Origin of the sequence: Rhodococcus oryzae (genome assembly GCF_005049235.1) — a bacterium.
GTDB classification, from domain to species: domain Bacteria; phylum Actinomycetota; class Actinomycetes; order Mycobacteriales; family Mycobacteriaceae; genus Rhodococcus_G; species Rhodococcus_G oryzae.
Genome location: NZ_SUMD01000008.1, coordinates 231401 through 253782, shown reverse-complemented (window position 1 = coordinate 253782; position 22382 = coordinate 231401). Strand labels below are relative to the sequence as shown.

The following is a 22382-nucleotide window of genomic DNA, read 5'->3' as shown; positions in this document are numbered from 1 at the left end:
CGAGGTGACCGTCCCGCGAGCGCAGCGGCTGCGACCCGCTGGCCGGGTCCACGATCGCCAGGCGCTCGTGCACCAGGATCGCGCCGTCACCGACGAACACCCCGCTCCAGTCGGGCCCGCGGTGCCGTTGCCTGCGCGACAGTTCCACGGCCTGAACGCGCAGCGCGGCCAGATCGTCGCCGGACTGCAGACCGAAAATGCCGAGGATCGAACACACGGGGCCGAACTCCTTTGAATCGTGGCAGGAGAGGCCGACCGATGCCTGCCCCCGCTGGGTTGGTCGATGACGCAACACAGCGAGGGCCCACCGAGGCGGGCCCTCGCCATGTGAATCTGTTGAAGGTTACTCGTTGTTACCGTGCCGTTCGCCCGTCATTGCGGATTCGTGCCAACAGGCGGGATCACCGGCCCTCCGATCGGAGTCATCCGGCGGCAATGTGCTCCTCGAGTAGATCGAGCGACTCGCCGTGGTCGTCGCCGACTTTGGCCAGCAGGCCGGTGGCAAGGAGCAGCCAGGACAGCAGCTGCGCCCCCGGCTTTCCCTTGAACGCCGGGCGGAAGCGAATGGTCTCGGTGACGATGTGGCCGCCGTCCGCCGGCTCCATGGTGAGCACCACATCCTGCCGAATGCCCCGTTGCTTACCGGAGAACTCGAACACCCTGTTCGGCTCGTGCCGGGTGATGGTCCAGCGGACGACGTCGAAGTCGCATTCCTCGCCGTGCTTGGCGTCCCAGCCGTGCCCGGCGGCCATGGTGAAGTCCGGCCCGAGCACCGTCTCCGTCTTGTGCTCTTCGTACAGCCCCGATTCCGCCGGGTCGGTGAAGGCGTGCCAGATGACGTCCGGGTCACCGTCCAGCAGTCGCCAGTTCGTGAACGATGCGTAACTCATGACTGCTCCCCGATGGTGTGGCCCGGTCCGCGCCCACGAACGTGTGCGCGGCGGGCGAAGTTGTTGCCGGACAGAGTAGCTTTCCTGCATGGACGCCGAACGCCTCCGTGTGCTGCGTGAGCTGGCCGACCGGGGCACGGTGTCCGCGGCCGCGGCCGCACTCTCGATGACTCCGTCGGCGGTGTCCCAGCAGCTCAAGATCCTCGCCCGCGAGGCGGGGGTCGCGATCCTGGAACCGGACGGACGTCGCTTGCGGCTCACCGATGCCGGGCACGCGTTGGTCCTGCGCGCCGAGGATGTGCTGGCCGCACTGGACCGGGCCAGCGCGGAGATGGCCTCCTATCGGGGGTCACCGCGCGGGCGGGTTCGAGTCGCGCTGTTCCCCTCCGGGGCCGCGCTGCTGCTGCCGGGCGTCCTCGCCCGGATCTCCGAGCTCGGCGTCGAGATCGAGGCTCAGGACGTGGACGAGCCGGCATCGGCGGTGCCGCAGCTGTTGGCCGATTTCGACGTGGTCCTCACCCACCGCGACGAGCGCGCGCCCTCGCTGATCTCGCCGCGGGTACGGACAGAGGCGCTGATGCGCGAGCCCATCGACCTACTTCTTGGCCCGGGGCATCCGCTGGCAGACAGGTCCGAGGTGGGGCTCGACGAGCTGGCGGACGAGAGTTGGATCAGCGTGCGCGGCGGGTTCCCCGTCGACGATGTGTTGCAGTCGGTGGCCGCCGCCACCGGCGTCCAGCCGCGGGTGGTCCAGCGCATCAACGACTTCCGGGTGATCGAGGAGTTGGTCGCGGCGGGCCACGGGGTGGCACTGATGCCGCGATATGCGCTCGCGCACCCGGGGCTGGTGTGCAAGCGCCTTGCCGGTGTCCGGGCTGCCCGGATCTATGAGTTGGCGACCAGGCCCGCCGCGACGGATCGGCCCGCGGTCGGGGCCGTGCTCGCCGCCTTCCGGGAGGAAGCGGCACACGTGAACGGGTGAGGCACAGACGACGAAACTCCGGGCGCCGCAGGGGTGCCCGGAGTTTCGTCGGTGAAACGGGAGAAGGCTAGGTGAGCGCCTTGCTCTTGAGCGCCGTGAACTCGGCCTCCGTGATGGCGCCGCTGTCCAGCAGTGCCTTCGCGTCCGCGATCTGGTCCGCCGGGGACTTTCCGCCCGCGACGGTCTTGATGTACGCGTCCTGCTGCTCCTTGTACTGCTGCGCCTGAGCGATGGACCGCTTGGTCATGCTGTCACCGCGGGCGATGAGGTAGATGAGAGCCGTGAGGAACGGCACGAAGATCAGGAAGAAGACCCACACCGCCTTCCACCAACCGGACAGCTTGTGGTCACGGAAGAGGTCTCCGATGATCGAGAAGAGCAGCATCAGGTACGCCACGAAGGCGAAGGTGATGATGATCAGCCACAGAAAATCCCAAAACGAGTTCACGTCGTTCATCAAAAGCTCCATTCACATGAGGATCTGACTGTTCGTCTGAGGATCCCAGAGTCGGGGCGCCGCGGGCTTCATCCTTTGCAGGTGAGTTGCGATTCATCCCTGCGGGGTGAGGCGACGTGTGGGGGGAGGGGGCAGTCTGGGCGGCATGAGCGACTCATTGAACGTCGGCCCGGTGGAGCTGGTCGTGCTGACCTTCCCCGGGGCACAAGTGGATCCCGGCACCATCGCGGCGCTCCAGGACGTGGTCGAACGGGGCTACGTCACCCTGCTCGACCTCGTCTACATCGCGAAGGACGCCGACGGCACCATCACCCAGGTGGATGTCGACGAGGATCTCGACGAGGTCGGCCTCGCGATCCTGTCGATCGAGGCGAAGGCGCTGATCAGCGACGAGGACCTCGACGTGGTTCGCGACTCGCTGGAGCCGGGCACCTCGGCCGCGGTCATCGTCTACGAGGAGACATGGGCGCGCCAGATCGCTGCGTCCGTCCGCGGCGCGGGTGGCGAGGTCGCCCTGCACGTTCAGATCCCCCGTGACGCCGTCGTGGCGGCCGTCGCGGCCGCACTGTAGGAATTCCGCACCAGCACAGGAGAGTCACATGGTTTTCAGAGCCGGTCGCAGGGGCCGTCCAGGATTGCTCGGCACCGTTGCGCGCACCGCCGTCATCGCGGGCACCGCCCAGGCGACGTCCAACGCGATGAACCGTCGGTCCCAGCAGAAGGCCGCGGAGCAGCAGGCCTATGCGGACCAGCAGGCGGCGCAGCAGCAGGCCGCGTACGCCCAGCAAGCCCAGGCGCAGCAGGCCGCGTATGCCCAGCCGGCTCCGGCGCAGGCCGCGCCCGCGGGCGACGACCTCATCACCAAACTGCAGCAGCTCGCTCAGTTGCATCAGTCCGGCGCGCTCTCCGACGAGGAATTCGCCGCCGCGAAGGCGCAGCTGCTCGCTTAGGCGGCTTCGCCGCCCGTGAGTGCTTGTGGTCCGCAGGCGGGCGACAAGCGCTTACGGCTCACCATCTCTGCCCGCATCGACGAGAGGATCACCGGTTCCCATGACGACTCCCGAGGCCGCGACCGAGACGGTCGCGGCGGCCAACGAGCGGGCTGCTCACTCCCTTCCGTTCGCCGACGACACCGACCTGGTCGACGCCGAGCGCGGGTTCATCGCTGCCCTGGATCCGGGGGTGGTGACCGGTGCAGACGGAACCGTGTTGTGGGACAACGATTCCTATGCCTTCCTCAAGGAGCCCTGCCCGCCGACCGTGAACCCGAGCCTGTGGCGGCAGTCGGGGCTGGTCGCGAAGCAGGGCCTGTTCGAGGTGTGTGAGCGGGTGTACCAGGTCCGCGGCCTCGACCTGTCGAACATGACGCTGATCGAGGGTGAGACCGGCGTGGTGGTGATCGACCCGCTGATCTCGCGGGAGACCGCCGCCGCCGGACTCGCGCTCTACCGCGAGCATCGCGGCAATCGGCCCGTCACCGGCGTCATCTACACGCACTCGCACATCGACCACTTCGGTGGCGTCAAGGGCGTCACGACGGAGGAGGACGTGGCCGCGGGGCGCTGCCCGATCCTCGCGCCGGTCGGCTTCGTGGAACACGCCGTCGAGGAGAACGTCTACGCGGGCACGGCGATGGCCCGGCGGGCCGCCTACATGTACGGCGCGGCCCTGCCCAGGGGACCCCGTGGCGGGGTCGGCGCCGGGCTGGGCCAGACGACGTCCACCGGCTCGCCGACCCTGATCATGCCGACCCTGTACGTCTCCGCGACCGGGCAGGTGGAGACCGTCGACGGGGTCTGCATCGAGTTCCAGATGACGCCGGGCACCGAGGCGCCGTCCGAGATGAACTTCTATTTCCCGGATTTCCGGGCCCTGTGCATGGCGGAGAACGCGACCCACACCCTGCACAACCTGCTGACCCTGCGCGGCGCGCTGGTCCGGGATCCGCACGTGTGGTCCAAGTACCTCACCGAGTCGATCAACCGGTACGCCGCGAAGTCCGATGTGCTGTTCGCCTCGCATCACTGGCCGACGTGGGGGTCCGAGCGTCTCACCGAGTTCCTGTCGCTGCAGCGGGACCTCTACGGCTATCTGCACGACCAGACGCTGCGACGGATCAATCAGGGCCACACCGGAATCGAGATCGCCGAGGAGATCGAGCTGCCGCCCGCGCTGGCCGACGCCTGGCACACCCGCGGCTACTACGGCTCGGTCAGCCACAACGTCAAGGCGATCTATCAGCGCTACATGGGCTGGTTCGACGGGAACCCGGCGCACCTCTGGGAACATCCGCCCGTGGAGTCGGCCACGAGGCACGTCGAGTTCATGGGTGGCTCGGCCGAGGTGCTGCGCAGGGCCCGGGAGTCGTTCGCGGCCGGTGACTTCCGTTGGGTCGCGCAGGTGGTCAACTACGTGATCTTCGCCGAACCCGACAACGCGGAGGCGAAGGCGCTGCAGGCCGACACCTTCGAACAACTCGGCTACGGCGCCGAGAACGGAACCTGGCGGAACTTCTACCTCACCGGGGCCTACGAGCTGCGGAACGGGTCGGTGGGAACACCGACCAAGGCCGACGCCCCGGACATCGCGGCCGCGTTGTCGGTGGAACAGGTCTTCGACGCGGTGTCCCTGCGGATCGACGGACCGCGGGCATGGTCGGCGCGCATCGTGATCGACTGGCGGGTCACCGACGAGGACCTGGTGCACCGGACGCAACTCAGCAACGGGCTGCTGGTCCACTTCGACCTCGACGGCGAACCCACCGGCGCCGACGCCACTCTCACGCTCACCCGTCCGGTGCTCCTGGGGGTGCTGGTCGGCGGCGCGGACATCGCGAAGGCGATCGCCGACGGCACCGTCGTCGCGGAGGGAGACGTCGCGAAGCTGGTCGAGCTCGCCGGTTATCTCGACGCGCCGGACCCTGATTTCGCGATCGTCACTCCCGACTGAGATCGGCCCGGTGCGTCGCGACCTCCATATCGGGACGCTGACCGTCATCGATGGGGCGGTGGGTGAGCTTCGCGTCGCTCACCTGGGCGCAGCATGTGGAGCGGGCACAGGCATCGACAGCCTGGAGGTTTCGAGCGGATGCCGCCGCGGTATCACCATGACTGCAGCCCTACCGTTGCCACGAGGGCCGATCTCATACGCACTCGTCTCCGCCCTGTCGCAGGGGCGCCGCGATTCGCTCCACACATTTCCGCACCTGGGCCAATCCGACGCGTTCGGCGGCGACCTCCAACTCGCCCTCCAGATCTGCTACGAGTTGCACTACCGCGGGTTCGAGGCCGTTGATCCCGAGTGGGAGTGGGATCCGGACCTCATCCGTGCGCGCGGAGCGATGGAACGCTGATTCCTCGATCGACTACACGCCGAGGTCTCCGGGGGCGCCGACGCCGACGGCGCGCTGGCCTCCGCGGCACACCCGCCCTGCAGCGCATGGATGCGCCCAGCGAATGCGTGACGGAGTCGGCGGTCTGACCGCCCGCTGTCCTCGCCCTCGAAGTCGCTTGATGCGTCATGACATTCGAGTACTCGATCCCGGATCTTGAAACCGACCAACCGGCTTCTGTTCCCTGGACCTGCGCCATTCACGGTGCCGCTCAGTAGTAGTGGGCCCGTCCACCTACCGCGTGCCCCATCGAGCCGAGTAGGAACAGCACCGCACCGACCACCAGAAGGACGATTCCGATCGTCCACAGGATCGGGATGCTGAGAAGGAACCCGACAAGCAGCAAGATGAGTCCAAGAATAATCATGACAGGTACGCCTCATTTCGGTCACAGTGCCCGCGAGTCAACAGAAACACTGCCGCGAATTGCACCGTGATCCGCATACCCGCAACCAACACGATGCAAACCTGACAGCCGACCGTCACTGCAGGCGCACGGAGTCGAAATGTCGCTCAGCAGGTAGTGGTTCGCATCCCACCGCGGACTAGTCGGTGCGGGGGTGGACATGGCACGCGAAGCTGGTACTGGTGTGCGCGCGTCGTACCCCAACCGGGGCACGACGCGCGCACAGGCCCGTCGGCGCCTAGTAGGCGCGGTTGACCGCGGAGACCACGCCGCGCAGCGAGGCGGTGGTGATGGAGGTCGCGATGCCTACGCCCCACACCGTCTTGGTGACGCCGTCGGGCCGGGTGACCGCGCACTCCACGTAGGCCGCGGCCTGCGCGTCGTCGCCCGCGGACATGGCGTGCTCGCTGTAGTCCAGGACCCGGACGTCGAAGCCGATGGTCCCGATCGCATCGACGAACGCGGCCAGGGGGCCGTTGCCGGAGCCGGTGATCTCGTGTTCCTTGCCGTTCGCCTTCACCACGGCGGTGATGGCGTCGGTGCCGCCGTCCTCCTCGGACGCGGTCACCTTCTGACGGATCCGCTCCAGCGGGCTGATCGGGGCCAGGTACTCCTCGTTGAAGACGTCCCACATCTCCTTGGGGGAGACCTCGCCGCCCTCGCCGTCGGTGATCCTCTGGACGGCGGAGGAGAACTCCATCTGCAGGCGGCGCGGCAGCACCAGGCCGTGGTCGGCCTTCATGATGTAGGCGACGCCGCCCTTGCCGGACTGCGAGTTCACCCGGATCACGGCCTCGTAGCTGCGGCCCACATCCTTGGGGTCGATCGGCAGGTAGGGGACCGCCCAGAGGATGTCGTCGACGTCGGCGTCCTGCGCGTCCGCCGAGATCTTCATCTGGTCGAGGCCCTTGTTGATCGCGTCCTGGTGGCTGCCCGAGAACGCGGTGTACACCAGGTCGCCGCCGTACGGATGCCGCTCCGCGACGGGCAGCTGGTTGCAGTACTCCACGGTGCGGCGGATCTCGTCGATGCTGGAGAAGTCGATCTGCGGGTCCACGCCGCGGGTGAACATGTTCAGGCCGAGGGTGACCAGGCAGACGTTGCCGGTGCGCTCGCCGTTGCCGAACAGGCAGCCCTCGATGCGATCCGCCCCGGCCTGGAAGCCGAGCTCCGCTGCCGCGACACCGGTGCCGCGGTCGTTGTGCGGGTGCAGCGACAGGATCACGGAGTCGCGACGGGCCAGGTTGCGGCTCATCCACTCGATGGAGTCGGCGTACACGTTCGGCGTCGCCATCTCGACGGTGGCGGGCAGGTTCAGGATGATCGGGTTCTCGGGGCTCGGCGCGATCACCTCGGTGACGGCGTCGCACACCTCCTTCGCGTACTCCAGCTCAGTGCCGGTGTACGACTCGGGGGAGTACTCGTACCGCCAGTTGGTATCCGGGTACTTGGCCGCCTCCTGCAGGCACTTGCGGGCGCCTGCGGTGGCGATCTTCTTGATCGCCTCGCGCTCGGCCCGGAACACCACCCGCCGCTGCAGGATCGAGGTGGAGTTGTAGAAGTGCACGATGACGCTGCGGGCGCCGTCGCAGGCGGCGAACGTGCGCTCGATCAGCTCGTCCCGGCACTGGGTGAGGACCTGGATGGTCACGTCGTCCGGGATCGCCCCGTCCTCGATGATCTCGCGGACGAAGTCGAAATCGGTCTGACTGGCCGACGGGAAGCCGACCTCGATCTCCTTGTAGCCCATCCGCACCAGCAGGTCGAACATGCGGCGCTTGCGGGCCGGGCTCATCGGATCGATGAGGGCCTGGTTGCCGTCACGCAGGTCGACCGCACACCACAGCGGGGCGCGGTCGATGATCTTGTCCGGCCAGGTGCGGTCCGGGAGGGAGATGGGCTCGACCTCTTCGGCGAACGGCCGGTATCGGTAGGTCGGCATGGAGGAGTTCTTCTGCTGGTTCCAGACGGGCTGGTCGGCAGGTGCGGGCTTCGACGGCGGCGTGATGGTGCGCGATCCGGAAGTAAAAGCGTCGGCGGATGACATTGACGATTCTCCGAGATGAAGGGGACTGTTGGTCCGATGGTGTCGACCGGCGCGTCTGAACCCCGCGACGGGTGGCCAGTCTGGATCAGACCCCGTCGCGGCGGTGAAGAAGGAGCGCCCGCTGCATGAAGAAGAGTCTACCTGCCTCGGCAATCCCACAGGATCTCACCCGTCGGGAGTGATGCCCTTCGGTCGCGGGGCCGTGAGGCTGGCGAGATGGTGTCGAGAGTGTCCGCTGCCCGCGGTTGGGTGCGCTCGAGGATGCCCGAGCGCCGGTTCCTCAAGGCGGACCTCGTCGCGGCGATCCCCGGTGCGATCAGCAGCGTCCCGGACGGGATGGCGTCCGGGGTGCTGGCCGGGGTCAGCCCGGTACACGGCCTCTATGCGAGCTTCGCCGGACCGCTCTTCGGCGGGATGCAGACCAGCACCAAGCTGATGGTGATCACCACGACCGGCGCCTCGGCACTCGCCGCCGGTTCGGCCCTCGCGGAGGTGCAGGAGGCGGAGCGGCCCGGTGCCCTGATCCTGCTCACCCTGATCGCGGGCGCCGTGATGGTCGCGGCCGCCGTGCTCCGGCTCGGGCGCTACACCCGCTTCGTCTCGCATTCGGTGATGACCGGCTTCCTCACCGGGATCGCCGTCAACATCGTGCTCGGGCAGATCGTCGACCTGACGGGGGCGACCGTGTCGGGGTCCGTCGCCCTCGCCAAGGCCTTCGACCTGGTCACGAACCCGACGCGCATCGATCTGCCGTCGCTGCTGACCGGGCTGCTGGCCCTCGTGCTGCTGATCGTCCTCGCGCGCACCAGGCTGGCGTTGTTCAGTGCCCTGATCGCGCTGGTGGTGCCCTGCCTGATCGTGATCTTCTTCGGCCTCGACAGCGTGGCCCGGGTGGCGGACGTGGGGACGATCCCGACCGGGATCCCGCTGCCCCAGATCCCCGACCTCGGACTGCTGTCGCCGTCGCTGATCGGGGCCGGGTTCGCCGTGGCCGCGATCGTGCTGGTGCAGGGTGCCGGGGTCGCGGAGGCCTCGCCCAACCGGGACGGCTCCCGGTCCCTGCCGAACCAGGATTTTTCCGCGCAGGGCATCGGCAACATCGGTTCCGCACTGTTCGGCGGGATGCCGGTCGGCGGATCGGTCGGTCAGACGGCGTTGAACGCCACCGCAGGCGCACGCAGCCGCTGGGGCGCGGTCTTCTCCGGGATCTGGATGCTCGTGATCCTGGTGCTGTTCTCGGGGCTCGTCGGCAAGGTTCCGATGCCGACACTGGCGGCGGTGCTGATCTTCGCCGCCGTGGGCTCCGTCCGCCCCGCGCAGATCGCCTCGATCCTGCGCAGCGGACCCAGCTCGGTCATCGCGCTGGTGACCACCTTCATCGCGACCCTGCTGCTCCCGGTCACCGCTGCGGTCGGGATCGGTGTCGCGCTCTCGATCCTGCTGCAGCTCAACCAGGAGGCCGTCGACCTCAAGGTCGTCCGGTTGCGGCCGACCGATGACGGGCTGCTCGAGGAGTCCGACGCCCCGAAGACGCTGGCGAGCGGGGAGATCGTCGTGCTCGACGTGTACGGGAGCCTCTTCTACGCGGGCGCGAGGACGCTGCAGGTGCACCTGCCGGACCCGGGCGATGCCGAGTCGCCCGAGGTCATCCTGCGGCTGCGCGGCCGAACCACTCTTGGTGCCACCTTCTTCAAGGTGATCGCCGACTATGCGGACCGGCTCGACCGGCTCGGGGGCCGGCTGTATCTGAGCGGCCTCACGCCCGAAGTGCTCGATTGCTGGGATGCCGACCGCCTCGCCAGTCAGGGCGTGTCCCTCGAGACGTTCGCGGCCACGCCGATCCTCGGCGAATCGACCGGTCAGGCAATCGAGGAGGCCGAGCGGCGGCTGGTCCGTAAGCGTTGAGCGGGGCCCGCCGAACCCGTCGGTAGCTATTTCGCGAAAGACGAGAACGATGGGGGCCCGTTCGTTTACTGTGTCCGCGTCGGGCTGTGATGTTGACCCGTGCAGGGGTCGTTCTGGAAGTAGGAAATTCATGTCGGCTTTGAACAATGCTGTCCGTGGGCTCGGCGTCGCGGTCCTCAGTACCGGAATCGCGATGGTGGGTCTGGCGACGGTGGCGCCGAACGCGAGCGCCGACACGCTTCTCGGAACCTGCACCATCGTCTCCGATCCGAGCGCGGACCTCGCCACCTCGTGCGTTGGCGCGAACCTCGCGGGCGCGAACCTGACCGGCGTCAACCTGGCCGGGGCCAACCTGTCGGGAGCGAACCTGCTCGGGGCCAACCTGTCCGGCGCGAAGCTCACCGGCGCGAACCTGTCCAGCGCGAACCTCGGCAACACGCTCCTGGCGAGCGCGGACCTCAGCGGGGCCAACCTGACGAATGCCTACCTGGTCAGCGCCAACCTGTCCAACGCGAACCTGGCCAAGGCGAACATGGCTGGGGCGAACCTGTCCGGCGCCAACGTGTTCGGCGCCAGGCTCAAGGAAGCGGTCTCGGTGAACCTGGCCGGCGCCAACGAGAACGGCATGCCGGTCGGCGGCGGCAGCACGATGCCGAACGGACAACCGCTGTTCGGTTCGACGGTGACCGGTTCGACGAACATCAGCGGTGTCGGTACCGACGGGCCCGAGGAGGCCGAGGACCCGTTGCAGCCGTTGATCGGCTCCGCGGTCACCGGCTCGACGAACATCAGCGGCGTCGGATAACCCAAGACAACGTCGGATAACACCAGACAAACCGCCGCCCTGACGGGGCGGCGGTTTGTCGTCCGGCCTGGGCTCAGTCTGGAAGGCGTCGCATCTCGATGACCGTCAGGCCCATCGTGTCGAAACGCGCAAGCATCCCGCGCAGCTGGACGTCGCCGTCGATCGGGCCGTACAGCGTCGTATAGGCGTGCGGGGTCGGCGCCACGCTCAGCTCCGGAAAGGCGGCCAGAACGCGCTCGGACAGATCACCGCGCACGAGGAACTCGTAGCGGACCCGGGCGGGTTGGGGGTGTGCCACCGGAGGGCCTCCTCCTGAGTCGACTGGGCTGATCCGTGATCAGTAGACCTTCGACCTCCAGTGTCCGCCGAGATGAGACGCGCGCCTCACCCGCGAGTGGTGAAATGCGCGGCCGCGGTCACAGCAGCCCGCGTGCCCTGGCCTCGGTGATGGCGTCCCGCCTGGTCCGCACGTCGAGTTTCCGGTAGATGCCGCGCAGGTGGGTCTTGACGGTGTTGACGGAGACGAACAGGTCCGCGGCGATCTGTTCGGCGGTGTGCCAGGAGGGCAGCTCGACGAGTAGTTCCATTTCGCGGGGGGTGAGCAGGTCCGTCGCACCCTGCGCGGACTGCGGAATCACCGACCGCGCGCGTTCGGCGAACTTGTCGTACACCCCGAAACGGCCGCGGTGCCGGTCCAACAGATCCCTCAGCGGTTCGCCGCCGTCGTGGAACGGCCGCAGGATGGCCTCGGGTTCAGCGATCGTGATGGCCTCGACAAGCGCCGACCTCGCGGTGATCGAGTCCTCCCTGGCATCCGCGATCGTGGCCGCCATCAGCCAGGCACGGATGAGGGTGACATCCGACAGGCATTCGAGTTCACCGCTGAGGACCGGGGCGAGCTCGCGGCGCGCCGCGTCCAGTCGTCGGTGGTGCAGCGACATCGTGGCCTGCAGCACGGCCACCTCGCCGCCGTGCCCGAGCTCGGCCGCGGTCAGCTCCGCGACCTGCGCGGCCCAGACGGGCTCCCCGACCTGAAGGAACGCGCGCTGGGCCGAGGTCGCGAGGAGGGCGGTGGTGCCGGGCGGCAGCGGTCGGTTCCGCCCGGGCGTGCAATGGTCGCGAATCACCCTCGCCACCGCGTGCCGGTCATCGGTTGACTCGAATTCGAGGATGGCTCCCAGGAGCACGGAGGCTCGCCCCATCGCCGGGCTCTCGCAGGCCGCGAGGTGCGGGACACACAGGCTCGCCAGTTGCGCCGCGGCCTCGTCCTCGACCCTCAGGTAGTGGCCCAGCGCGCCGAACAGCTGGGCGAGGTGGCAGTGGCGATGGTCGGTGAGGTCATGGGCGCGGCCGTGGTCCGTGGCCTCCGATGACCTGGCGATCATGTCGTCGATGCGGCACCGGTACGCCGCCAGCGCGGCCAGGCCGGTGAGGGCCTCCAGGACCACGGCGGGCAGTTCGGCGGCGCGCGCGGTTGCCAGAGCGTCCTCCAGGTGCAGGCCCGCGGGCACGAGCCGGCCGAGATACAGCTCGGCGATGCCCTCCTGCAGCAGCGCGAAGGAGTCGAGCTCCGGGTCGCCGGCCTCGCCGACCGGGTCGGATTGCAGTGTCTTCAAAGCGTTTTCGATTCCGCCGTTCTGAACGGCGACCTGCACGCGGAGGCCGTCCCCGAGCATTTCGAGCTCGGCGGGCATCTCCGCATCATCCTGATCCGATGCGCGGTCGAGCGCGCTGAGGGTGGACGAGGCGGCGGCGGTGTTGCCCCTGGCCAATTCCGCGGCGACCCTGAGCAACCGGGTGGACGGATCCGCCCGCACGGTCGGGGACACGCGGTCGAGGACGCTGATCACGGTGGCCCAGTTGCCCGCCAGCACCAGCCGCAGGCCGCACTCCCGCAGCAGCGTCAGCAGTGCGTCGTCGTCTCCTGCGTGCAGTGCGTGTTCGAGTGCGTGCTCGTGGTCTCCGCTGCGAGCGAACCACCCGGCGGCGACTCGTTCGAGGTCGCCGACGGCGTCGCGTCCCAGTCGGCCGACCTCGGCGCGCAGATACTCGCGCAACAGGGGGTGATACCGATACCAGCCGGGTGAGCCGCACACCCGCTCGACCAGAAAGTTGGAATGCTCGAGGGTGTCGAGGGCGTCGCGGCTTCCCGGGTTCCCGGTGAGTGCCTCGGCGAGCTCCACGGTGAACGCATCGGGGATGGATGTCTCGACGACGAATTCTCGCTCGTCCTCGGTGAGACCGTCCAGCACCTCGTTGACGAGATAGTCGGCGACCACCCTGCTGTCCCCGCTGAAGTCGGTGATCATCGCGGTGGGGTCGGGGTGTCGCGCGAGCGAGATCGCGGCGAGTCGGAGACCGGCCGCCCACCCCTCGGTGCGTCCGAGGATCTTGGCCAGGTCGAGGCCGTCGAGGCGTACTCCGTGTTCCGCGAACAGGATTGCCGCCTCCTCCTCGGTGAAGGCGAGATCGCGATGGGAGAGGTCGCAGACCCGGCCCTCGAGGCGCATCCGGTGCACGGCGAGTGGTGGTTCGAAGCGTCCGGCGAGGATGGTGCGCAGGCTCGGCGGTGCCCAACGAAGGAAATTCCCGAGCGCCTCGAGAACCGTCGGTTCGTGCAGCAGGTGCGCGTCGTCGAGGATCAGCCAGACCGGCTCGCCCATGGCCTCGAGTGCCTGGGTCAGCGCGACCGGGTAGTTCTCGTCGGTGGTGGGCGGCAGGTTGCGAACGGCATCCGAGACCGCGGGGTTGCCGGTGCTCTCCAGGGCCGTGCGGACCGCGGAACGGACCGTGTCGAGGTCGTTGTCCCGTTCCTCGATGGTGAGCCAGGCGATCGTCGGTGGGTTGGGCAGTGCGGAGACCGCGGCGGCCCAGTCCGAGAGCAGCATGGTCTTGCCCGTGCCGACCGGCGCGATGAGCATGGCCACGGTGGTGGGCGAGTCCGGCGGCGAGAACATCGCCTCGGAGAGCGAATCCAGTAGTCGCCCACGGCGAATCACGGGGTGCGCGTAGTTCGGGATCTGATTGCGCGCCTGCTGTGTATCCCAATTAACAACGGACATCTGGCCTCCCCGACGGTCGATCACGCCGAGGCCCGTTGCGTCGGCGTTTCCCCCGCTCACAGCACCGCGCGGGGGCCAGTAAAGGGATCGTATCGGCAGTGCAGTCTATTTGGGTGTCGTATGCATGACTAATTGGTGTCCGAGGGGTGATTCCCCGTCGTCACTGACGGACCAGCGGGGCCACCTTCGTGCCCAGCAGCTCTATGGTCCGCATGACCTTGTCGTGGGGGAGTGGGCCGACGCTCGGATGCAACATGAACCGTTCGATCCCGAGGGTGTCGCGCATGTCGAGGATCTTCTCCGCGACCTGTTCCGGGTTGCCCAACACCAACGAACCGCCGGGTCCGCGCAGGCCGTCGAAACTCTGGGGATTCATTGGCGCCCAGCCGCGTTCCCGGCCGAGGGCGGTCATCGCGGCCGCGTAGCTCGGGTAGAACTCGGCCGCGGCCTGCTCCTCGGAGTCGGCGATGTACCCGTGCGCGTGCACCGCGATCGGCTGGGGATCGTGGCCGCCCTCCGCAACGGCGCGCCGGTGCAGGTCGGCGAGCGGCGCGAACCGTGCGGGGCCGCCGCCGATGATCGCGAGCGCCATCGGCAGGCCCAACAGTCCTGCCCTGGCAACGGATTCGGGGTTGCCTCCGACGCCGACCCAGATCGGGAGCGGGCGCTCGGGTCGCGGGTAGACCGACTGCCGGTCCAACGGTGCCCGGTGGTTCCCCGACCAGGTCACGGTCTCGGAATCGCGGATGGCCAGCAGCAGGCCGAGCTTCTCGACGAACAATTCGTCGTAGTCGGCGAGGTCGTAGCCGAACAGCGGGAACGACTCGGTGAACGAGCCGCGGCCGGCCATCACCTCGGCGCGGCCGCCCGAGATCAGGTCGAGGGTGGCGAACTCCTCGAACACCCGAACGGGATCGTCGGAACTCAGGACGGTCACCGCGCTGGTCAGGCGGATGTCCGAGGTGCGGGCCGCGGCGGCGGCCAACACGACGGCGGGGGCGGATGCCACGAAGTCCGCGCGGTGGTGCTCGCCGACGCCGTACACATCGAGGCCGACCTGCTCCGCGAGTTCGACCTCCTCGAGGAGGTTGCGCAGCCGTTCGCGCGGCGACACGCCCCCGTCCGTATCGACCTCCGCAAACGTCGTCACACCGAGTTCCATCGAGCCACCCTCCGTCATGTAGTCGAAATGTCAACTACATGGGTAACTCGATGCCCGGCGCGAAAATTCCGTCAGGCTTGCGAGTCACGCACGGCCTGCAGCGCCTCGCGCGTCACCGGATCCACCGCGGCGGCGAAGTCGTCGTGCTTCTCGAGGTAGCCGGCGACGAAGGGGCAGATGGGGACGATCCGCTTGCCGTCGCCGACGGTTTCGGCGAGAGCGTCGTGGATCAACCGGCTCGCCAGGCCGCGGCCGCCGTACTGTTCCCCGATCTCGGTGTGGAAGAAGATCCGTTGGCCGTCCCGATCCAGATACTCGGTGAATCCGGCCAATTCCGTACCGAGGTGGACCTCGTAGCGGTGCAGCGCGGGGGCGTCTCGGACCACGGGGGCCGGCGCATCTGCGACATTTTCGTCTGCCATGGCCCCACTATGCCGCAGCGATACCCTGGATGCGGTCCGGCAGAGGTTCGGGCGGAGTCCGTCGAGGGGCCGCGGCGCCCAGGATCGAGGAACGATGAGCAATCTCGACCCCGCTCCCGATGAGGTGGTCTGCGCCGGCGACGACGGAGGCGAAAGCGGCCCGCGGCTGCTGGACTTCCGCGACGTCCCCCTCGGTGGCCCGCGTGCGATGCCGGTGCGGCGCTCGCTCCCGCAACGCGCGCAGTCGTTCGTCGGCGCCTGGTGCTTCCTCGATCACTATGGGCCCGACGATGTCTCGGCCAGCGGCGGTATGAAGGTCGCGGGCCACCCGCACACCGGGCTGCAGACGGTGTCCTGGTTGTTCACCGGCGAGATCGAGCACCGCGACACCACGGGTGTCCATGCGCTGGTCCGGCCGGGCGAGATCAACCTGATGACCGCGGGCTCGGGAATCGCGCACTCCGAGTTCTCGACGCCGCAGACGTCCGTGTTGCACGGTGTCCAGCTGTGGGTGGCGCTGCCGAACGAACATCGTTTCACCGCACCCGCTTTCGAGCACTACGCGCCGCCGGTGGTCGATCACGACGGGGTGCGGGTGTTGGTGTTCCTTGGCGTGCTCTTCGGGCAGCGATCCCCTGTGAAGACGTTCAGTCCGCTGCTCGGCGCCGAGCTGACCCTGCCGCCCGGCCGGTCCCTGCGGCTCGACCTCGACCCTGCCTTCGAGCACGGCGTGCTGGTGGACACCGGTGGCGCGACCGTCGGCGGGGTGGGCGCGAAGCCGGGGCAACTGGTGTATCTGTCGCAGGGTGTCACCCGGATGGAGGTGCGGGCCTCCGACGACGAGCAGACGCGCATCCTGCTGCTCGGCGGTGAACCGCTCGGCGAGGAGATCGTCATGTGGTGGAACTTCATCGGCCGCAGCCACGACGAGGTCGTGCAGTTCCGCGAGGACTGGCAGCGCGAACGCTCGGATCGGGCCGCAGCCACGCCCGGACGGTACGGTCCGTTCCCCGCGGAGTGGCGCGAGACCATCCCCGCGCCGATCCTGCCGAACACGCGCCTCAAGCCGCGGCGCTGAGAAAGGCGACCCATGACCGATGATGTGGTTCTCGTCCGACGGGACGGCCCGGTCACGACCATCAGCATCAACCGGCCCGCCGTCCGCAACGCGGTGGACCGACCCACCGCGGAGGCCCTCGCGGCCGCCTTCCGTGACTTCGACGCCGACTCGGACGCCGCGGTTGCCGTGTTGCACGGGGAGGGTGGAACCTTCTGTGCGGGAGCGGATCTGAAGGCGATCAGCTCAGGGTCGGGCAATCGTGTCGCACTCGACGGTGACGGCCCGATGGGCATCTCGCGGATGCGGCTCTCGAAACCGGTGATCGCCGCGATCACCGGTCACGCGGTGGCGGGTGGGCTGGAGCTCGCCCTGTGGGCGGACCTGCGGGTGGCGGAGGAGGGGGCCGTTCTCGGCGTCTTCTGCCGGCGCTGGGGCGTACCGCTCATCGACGGCGGCACCGTGCGCCTGCCGCGCCTGATCGGCGCCGGCCACGCCATGGACCTGATCCTGACCGGGCGCCCGGTCGACGCGGAGGAGGCGCACCGCATCGGGCTGGTGAATCGGAAGGTCCCTGCGGGCGAGGCGGTGGCGGCCGCCCAGCGGCTCGCGGCCGAGCTGGCGGCGTTTCCCCAGACCTGCATGCGTCAGGACCGGCTCTCCGTCCTGGAGCAGGAGGGGCTGGCGGAGGACCAGGCGATGCTCGTCGAGTTGCGGCACGGCGCGATCTCCCTCGCGGACGGCACCTTCGAGGGCGCCACGCGCTTCGCGGAGGGCGCCGGGCGGCACGGCACCTTCGAGTGACCGCGGGCGGGCCAGGAGGTGGCCCCGTCCTTCGGGAATAGGATACGAAACGGTAGCGTATCTATATTCCAATGGAGGTCACCGTGTCATCGTCAGCCAAGGCCGGTCGTCCGCGCGACGCGGATCGCGATCGGGCGCTGCTCGTCGCGACCCAGGATCTGCTGGCGGAGGTCGGGTTCGACCGGCTGTCGATCGACGCCGTGGCGGCCCGGTGCGGGGCAGGCAAGACGACCGTCTACCGGCGGTGGGCGGGAAAGCCGGAGCTCGTCGCCGATGCGGTCGCGCTGCTCCACGAGATCGCCCACGCGCCCGACACCGGAGATCTTCGGACCGATCTGGTGCACATGGCACGGGCCTGGCACGACCCGGACTCGCGGCGCGACGCGGTGATCGGCGGCCTGCTCACCGGGATGGTGCACGACTGCGGGCTGCGTGAGGCGGTCAACCAGGCCATCTCGGTGCCGTACAAGCAGGTCTTCGCCACGGTCGTCTCGAGGGCGGTCGAACGGGGAGAGGTGCCCGGCGACCGGGACATCGATCTGATCGGCACCATCTTTCCCGCGATCACCTTCCACCGGCTGTCGGTCATGGCAGAGCCGATCGACCTGGCCTTCATCGAGCGAGTCGTCGACGGCGTGGTGGTGCCGGCACTGACCGCGGGCGGCGCGTCTCCGGTCGGCGACGCGACGTCCCGCTGAGGGGGACAGATGCGGATGTCCGCGTCGAGAAGGGGCTTTCATGGACGACGTGATCACGTACGGTGACGGTCGCGGCGACCCTGCGCCCGTCCGCGACGATCCCGGCGCGACGTATCCCTGGATCAGGGGGCGGACCGGAAGTGGTCGCCTTCGGGGCGACGGCGTCATCGCGCAGTTCGTCCGGTTCGTCCTCGTCGGCGGATCGAGCAACATCGTCTACGCGCTGGTGTTCCTCCTGCTCCACTCCCGGGGCACGTTCGCGGCCAACCTCGCGGGTGTGGTGGTCAGCACCGCCCTGGCCAACGAACTCCACCGCAGGCTGACCTTCCATGCATCCGCGCGGGTCCGCTGGTTCCCGGCACAATGGGAGGGCGGCGGGCTCGCGCTGGTCGGGCTGGCGCTGAGCACGCTCTCGCTCGCCCTCCTCGATTTCTGGCTGCCGTCGGCGGGCGGCTTGGTGCAGGCCGTCGCGGTGGTCGCGGTCAGCGCGTTCGTCGGTGTCCTGCGCTTCCTTGCCCTGCGTGGTTGGGTGTTCTCGTAGCGGAGTCGACCGCGAAGGGGGAGGCGGAGATGGCGGAACCGAGGCTCCTGCTCATCGGCAGGCGCCAATCCACCCTGGACGTCCTGGCGGAGGAGCTGCGCCGCGTCGGCCGCGACGTGGTCGCGACCAACGACCGCGCCCTGATCGGGCGGATCCTGGCGGAGTGGGAGGCGGACCTGGTCGTCATCGGCGGCGGGCTCGACGAACCGGCTCGGGCGGAGATGCGGGACTACGTGCTCGGGATCAGCCCGGAGATCCCGCTGCACCTGGCGCCGAGGGGCGAGGGGACCAGCCCCGCGACGGCCCTCTCGTTCGCGAACGAGCAGGTCGTGTTGTACAAGGTGCGGGCCGCGGCCGGGCGGGATCAGCCCGAGGGGTAGCCCGGACCGGAGCGGGGATCAGTGTGGAACGTCCCGGGTGGCGTCGTACGCCCGCGGCAGCGCATCCCCGGAATTGAGCGCCAGCAGCAGTTGGTGCAGGTCGTCGCGCCGCGAGGGATCGAGGTCTGCGAGGGCCTCCTCGTTGAGCGAGGCCAGCAATCCGTCGGACTCGGCGGCGGCGCGCCTGCCCTCGTCGGTGATCGCGATGAGGAAGCGCCTGCGGTCCTGGGGGTCGCGTGATCGATCGGCCAATCCCAGCTCTTCGAGGTGATCGATGGACGAGACCATCGTCGTGGGATCGATGCGCAGCTGGTTTCCGAGTTCGAGCTGGGAGCGAGCGCCCGCGTCGGCGAGTGCCTGCAGGATCAGGTAGTGCCGGGTGCGCAGACCCAGGCTGGCCAGCCGATCCTCGCTGAGGCGGGACATCGCCTGCCCGAGCTTCATCAGCAGACAGCCGGTGTGGCGTGCCGCGGCGTCGGAGACCAAGGGCTCGGCCACGAGTCGGCACCTCCGATTCCAGGGCGGTTGGGAATGACGATCATATGGGGCCACGCCCTCGCCCCAGCGCTCGCATCCAGTATGGTCCGCGACAGAAACCATTCGCAGCACTGATTATTTCTACAGCGAGGGAGTTGGCATGGCCACCGAGTTCGTCCAGTCGATCGATCTGACCGGCAAGACCGTGTTCGTTGCGGGCGGCACCAGCGGGATCAACCTCGGCATCGCCGAAGACTTCGCCAGGGCGGGCGCCCGGGTCGCGGTGATGAGCCGCAGGCAGGAGAAGGTCGACGCCGCCGTCGAGCGGCTGACCGCGCTCGGGGCCGAGGCCATGGGCGGCAGCGCCGACGTTCGCGATTACGCTGCGACCGAGGCCGTACTCAAGCAGGTGCACGATCGGTTCGGCGACTTCGACGTGATGGTCTCGGGCGCCGCGGGCAACTTTCCCGCCGCGGCGCTGGGGCTATCGGCCAACGGATTCAAGTCGGTCGTCGACATCGATCTGCTCGGCACCTTCAACGTGTTGCGCGCCGCATACCCGTTCTTGCGCAAGCCCGGCGCCTCGGTCATCAACATTTCCGCGCCGCAGGCGGTGCTCCCGACGGTGACGCAGGCGCACGTGTGCGCGGCCAAGGCCGGCGTCGACATGCTCACCAAGGTCCTCGCCCTGGAGTGGGGTCCGGCCGGGGTACGGGTCAACGGCGTGATCCCGGGCCCGATCGACGGGACCGAGGGCATGGCTCGCCTCGCGCCGACCGAGGAGGACCGGGCCCTCGTCACCAACAGCGTTCCCCTGCGCCGATACGGGACCCCGCGCGACGTCGCCAACGTCTGCCGGTTCCTGGCGTCCCCGCTCGCCGACTACGTGTCGGGCGTGGTCATGGCCACCGACGGGGGATGGGCGCTCGGCGGTGCGTCCGCCACGATGGGCGTCATCGGTCAGCCGCTGCTCGACGCCGCCGACGCCGGGGCCTGATAGGCCGCCCCGTCGGTTCAGCCCTCGACGAGAGCCTCGCGCCCGTCGGTCATCGAGGTCGACCGGTTGCGCCTCACCCTCGCAAGGTGAGGCGCAGCCGGGGTCGGACCACCGATCATGAGGCGACCGTACGAAGGGAGTCGGCCGACCGTGATCTCGACAGAGAAGGTGCGGAGGCATTGGCTGCTGTTCGGCTCTCTCCAGGGCTACCAGGGCAAGTGGATCCGCCCCGACGTCATCGCCGGACTCACGGTCTGGGCGGTGCTGGTGCCGGAGGCCCTGGCCTACGCGACCATCGCCGGGGTTCCGCCGGTGGTCGGGCTGTACGCGGCGATCCCCTCACTGATTCTCTATGCGGCGGTGGGCAGTTCGCGACACCTGGTGGTCGGCCCGATGTCCGCGACCGCGGCGCTCTCGGCGGCGATCATCGCGCCGCTGGCCGGCGCCGACGGCGGAAAGTACATCGCGTTGTCCGCGGTGCTGGCCATCGCGACGGGCATCGTGGGCCTGCTGGCGGGGATGATCCGGCTCGGCTTCATCGCGTCCTTCATCTCCGAGCCGGTGCTCAAGGGCTTCATCGTCGGACTCGCGCTGACCATCATCATCGGCCAGGTGCCCAAGCTGTTCGGGGTGCCGAAGTCCGAGGGCAACTTCTTCGAGCAGGCCTGGGGCGTCATCAGTCAGCTGGGTGACACCGACTGGCGGACGCTGACCGTCGGCCTGCTCAGCCTCGCGGTGGTGCTGGGCCTCAAGCGCTGGCTGCCGCTGGTCCCGGGATCGTTGCTCGCGGTGCTTTTGGGGATCACGGCGGTCACGGTGTTCGGCTTGGACGGCGAGGGCGTCGAGATCGTCGGGCACATCGACTCCGGGCTGCCCTCGGTCGGGCTGCCGGGCGGCGTCGGTTTCGACGACTACGTGGACCTGCTGGGCCCCGCCGTCGGCGTGCTGCTGATCGGCTTCGCGGAGGGCCTGGGCGCGGCCAAGACGTACGCGGCGAAGGCCGGCTACGAGGTGGACGCCAACCGCGAGCTGCTGGGCTTGGGCGCCGCGAACCTCGGATCGGGTCTGGCGTCGGGAATGGTCGTCAACGGCAGCCTCTCGAAGACCGCGGTGAACGGGGGAGCGGGGGCGAAGACTCAGGTCAGCGGCCTGGTCGTCGCGGCGCTCACGGTGGTCACGCTGCTCTTCCTCACCGGATTGTTCGAGAAGCTGCCCGAGGCCACGCTGGCCGCGGTCGTCATCGCCGCGGTGATCGAGCTGGTCGACGTGTCCGCGCTGAAGCGGCTCTACGGTGTGTGGACGCAGCGGCTCGGCAGCATCTACGGGCCCGCCGCCCGCGCCGATTTTGCCGGCGCGGTTGCCGCGATGATGGGTGTCCTGCTGTTCGACACCCTCCCTGGCCTGGTGATCGGCATCGGGGTGTCGATGCTGCTGCTGCTCTATCGCTCGTCGCGTCCGCACGTCGCGGCGCTGGCGAAGGAGGGCTCGCTGTGGGTCGACGCCGAGCGTCATCCGGACATCGCCACCCGCCCGGACGTGGTGGTGGTCCGCGTCGAGGCAGGCCTGTACTTCGCGAACGCCGACCACGTGAAGGAGAGCATCGAGGCGCTGTGCACCGACGAGACCCGCACGGTCGTGCTGGATGCCGAGACTTCGCCGTTCATCGACGTCAGCGCCGCCGAGATGCTGATGCAGTTGCGGGACACGCTCGGGCGCAAGGGGATCGAGCTCCGGGTTGCCCGGGACATCGGGCAGTTCCGGGACACGCTCAAGCAAGCGGCTCCGGACGGCAGGGGCCTCGGGGTGTACCCGACCGTCGCCGGGGCCCTCGCCGACCAGGGCTCGGGGATCTGACATGACATCGGCGGAGACCGAAATGAGGACACAAGTACCCACACC

At 68.8% G+C, this 22382-nt stretch carries 23 protein-coding genes and 1 pseudogene; 14 read left to right on the top strand and 10 right to left on the bottom strand.

Annotated features, from left to right (window positions below):
* Positions 1–217, bottom strand: a pseudogene (locus FCG67_RS17925) (hypothetical protein); the annotation flags it as partial.
* A gap of 205 nt (positions 218–422) precedes the next feature.
* Entirely contained in the window at positions 423–890 is a 468-nt protein-coding gene (locus FCG67_RS17920; RefSeq protein ID WP_169310559.1) for an SRPBCC family protein, read from the bottom strand.
* A gap of 88 nt (positions 891–978) precedes the next feature.
* Between FCG67_RS17920 and FCG67_RS17915 the strand changes: the two genes are divergently transcribed.
* On the top strand, positions 979–1872 hold the full coding sequence (locus FCG67_RS17915; protein ID WP_136911028.1) for a LysR family transcriptional regulator: 894 nt from the start codon (positions 979–981) through the stop codon (positions 1870–1872).
* A 67-nt stretch (positions 1873–1939) separates the two neighbouring features.
* On the opposite strand, the gene FCG67_RS17910 is transcribed toward FCG67_RS17915, so the two are convergent.
* Positions 1940–2320: an SHOCT domain-containing protein gene (locus FCG67_RS17910; protein WP_211243255.1), complete on the bottom strand. Its 381-nt coding sequence runs from the start codon at positions 2318–2320 to the stop codon at positions 1940–1942.
* A gap of 154 nt (positions 2321–2474) precedes the next feature.
* On the opposite strand from FCG67_RS17910, the gene FCG67_RS17905 reads away from it, so the two are divergent.
* The 4 genes from FCG67_RS17905 (at position 2475) to FCG67_RS25070 (ending at position 5681) form a co-directional block, all read left to right on the top strand.
* Positions 2475–2900 (top strand): DUF6325 family protein, encoded by a 426-nt coding sequence (locus FCG67_RS17905; protein ID WP_136911027.1) that lies wholly within the window; start codon positions 2475–2477, stop codon positions 2898–2900.
* Between the two features lie 28 nt (positions 2901–2928).
* Positions 2929–3279: an SHOCT domain-containing protein gene (locus FCG67_RS17900; protein WP_136911026.1), complete on the top strand. Its 351-nt coding sequence runs from the start codon at positions 2929–2931 to the stop codon at positions 3277–3279.
* Positions 3280–3379: 100 nt separating this feature from the next.
* Entirely contained in the window at positions 3380–5278 is a 1899-nt protein-coding gene (locus FCG67_RS17895; protein ID WP_136911025.1) for an alkyl/aryl-sulfatase, read from the top strand.
* A gap of 157 nt (positions 5279–5435) precedes the next feature.
* Positions 5436–5681 (top strand): hypothetical protein, encoded by a 246-nt coding sequence (locus FCG67_RS25070; RefSeq protein ID WP_169310558.1) that lies wholly within the window; start codon positions 5436–5438, stop codon positions 5679–5681.
* A 250-nt stretch (positions 5682–5931) separates the two neighbouring features.
* On the opposite strand, the gene FCG67_RS25065 is transcribed toward FCG67_RS25070, so the two are convergent.
* Both FCG67_RS25065 and leuA read right to left on the bottom strand, forming a co-directional pair.
* Entirely contained in the window at positions 5932–6087 is a 156-nt protein-coding gene (locus FCG67_RS25065; protein WP_169310557.1) for a DUF6131 family protein, read from the bottom strand.
* Positions 6088–6364: 277 nt separating this feature from the next.
* Positions 6365–8173, bottom strand: a complete 1809-nt coding sequence (leuA, locus tag FCG67_RS17880; protein ID WP_136911023.1) for a 2-isopropylmalate synthase — start codon at positions 8171–8173, stop codon at positions 6365–6367.
* Positions 8174–8401: 228 nt separating this feature from the next.
* Here leuA and FCG67_RS17875 point away from each other — a divergent pair, with 228 nt between their 5' ends.
* A complete protein-coding gene (locus FCG67_RS17875) occupies positions 8402–10078 on the top strand; it encodes a SulP family inorganic anion transporter (protein ID WP_246045129.1) in 1677 nt (558 codons plus the stop codon).
* A gap of 130 nt (positions 10079–10208) precedes the next feature.
* Complete coding sequence (locus tag FCG67_RS17870) at positions 10209–10883, top strand: pentapeptide repeat-containing protein (RefSeq protein WP_169310553.1); 675 nt, start codon at positions 10209–10211, stop codon at positions 10881–10883.
* Between the two features lie 73 nt (positions 10884–10956).
* Here FCG67_RS17870 and FCG67_RS17865 read toward each other — a convergent pair whose 3' ends face one another.
* From FCG67_RS17865 to FCG67_RS17850, 4 genes are all read right to left on the bottom strand, one after another.
* Complete coding sequence (locus tag FCG67_RS17865; protein WP_136911020.1) at positions 10957–11181, bottom strand: hypothetical protein; 225 nt, start codon at positions 11179–11181, stop codon at positions 10957–10959.
* Between the two features lie 118 nt (positions 11182–11299).
* The gene (locus FCG67_RS17860; RefSeq protein WP_136911019.1) at positions 11300–14005 is read right to left on the bottom strand and encodes a winged helix-turn-helix domain-containing protein; all 2706 of its coding nucleotides are present in this window, start codon (positions 14003–14005) and stop codon (positions 11300–11302) included.
* A gap of 100 nt (positions 14006–14105) precedes the next feature.
* Positions 14106–15107, bottom strand: coding sequence for an LLM class flavin-dependent oxidoreductase (locus FCG67_RS17855; protein WP_136911057.1), 1002 nt, complete (start codon positions 15105–15107; stop codon positions 14106–14108).
* Positions 15108–15178: 71 nt separating this feature from the next.
* A complete protein-coding gene (locus FCG67_RS17850) occupies positions 15179–15529 on the bottom strand; it encodes a GNAT family N-acetyltransferase (RefSeq protein ID WP_136911018.1) in 351 nt (116 codons plus the stop codon).
* Positions 15530–15623: 94 nt separating this feature from the next.
* On the opposite strand from FCG67_RS17850, the gene FCG67_RS17845 reads away from it, so the two are divergent.
* The 5 genes from FCG67_RS17845 to FCG67_RS17825 all read left to right on the top strand — a co-directional run bounded on the left by FCG67_RS17845 (position 15624) and on the right by FCG67_RS17825 (position 19009).
* Positions 15624–16607 carry a pirin family protein gene (locus FCG67_RS17845; RefSeq protein ID WP_136911017.1) on the top strand — a complete coding sequence of 328 codons (984 nt, stop codon included), beginning with the start codon at positions 15624–15626 and terminating at the stop codon, positions 16605–16607.
* Positions 16608–16619: 12 nt separating this feature from the next.
* Positions 16620–17390, top strand: coding sequence for a crotonase/enoyl-CoA hydratase family protein (locus FCG67_RS17840; protein ID WP_136911016.1), 771 nt, complete (start codon positions 16620–16622; stop codon positions 17388–17390).
* An 83-nt stretch (positions 17391–17473) separates the two neighbouring features.
* Positions 17474–18088 (top strand): TetR/AcrR family transcriptional regulator, encoded by a 615-nt coding sequence (locus FCG67_RS17835; RefSeq protein ID WP_169310556.1) that lies wholly within the window; start codon positions 17474–17476, stop codon positions 18086–18088.
* 40 nt (positions 18089–18128) lie between these two features.
* Positions 18129–18629, top strand: coding sequence for a GtrA family protein (locus FCG67_RS17830; protein ID WP_136911014.1), 501 nt, complete (start codon positions 18129–18131; stop codon positions 18627–18629).
* Between the two features lie 29 nt (positions 18630–18658).
* The gene (locus FCG67_RS17825; RefSeq protein WP_136911013.1) at positions 18659–19009 is read left to right on the top strand and encodes a hypothetical protein; all 351 of its coding nucleotides are present in this window, start codon (positions 18659–18661) and stop codon (positions 19007–19009) included.
* An 18-nt stretch (positions 19010–19027) separates the two neighbouring features.
* Here the strand turns inward: FCG67_RS17825 and FCG67_RS17820 are convergent, their stop codons facing one another.
* Positions 19028–19507 (bottom strand): MarR family winged helix-turn-helix transcriptional regulator, encoded by a 480-nt coding sequence (locus FCG67_RS17820; protein WP_169310555.1) that lies wholly within the window; start codon positions 19505–19507, stop codon positions 19028–19030.
* Between the two features lie 139 nt (positions 19508–19646).
* On the opposite strand from FCG67_RS17820, the gene FCG67_RS17815 reads away from it, so the two are divergent.
* Both FCG67_RS17815 and FCG67_RS17810 read left to right on the top strand, forming a co-directional pair.
* Entirely contained in the window at positions 19647–20483 is an 837-nt protein-coding gene (locus tag FCG67_RS17815; RefSeq protein WP_136911011.1) for an SDR family oxidoreductase, read from the top strand.
* Positions 20484–20633: 150 nt separating this feature from the next.
* Entirely contained in the window at positions 20634–22337 is a 1704-nt protein-coding gene (locus tag FCG67_RS17810) for a SulP family inorganic anion transporter (protein ID WP_425467852.1), read from the top strand.
* Positions 22338–22382: the final 45 nt, after the last annotated feature.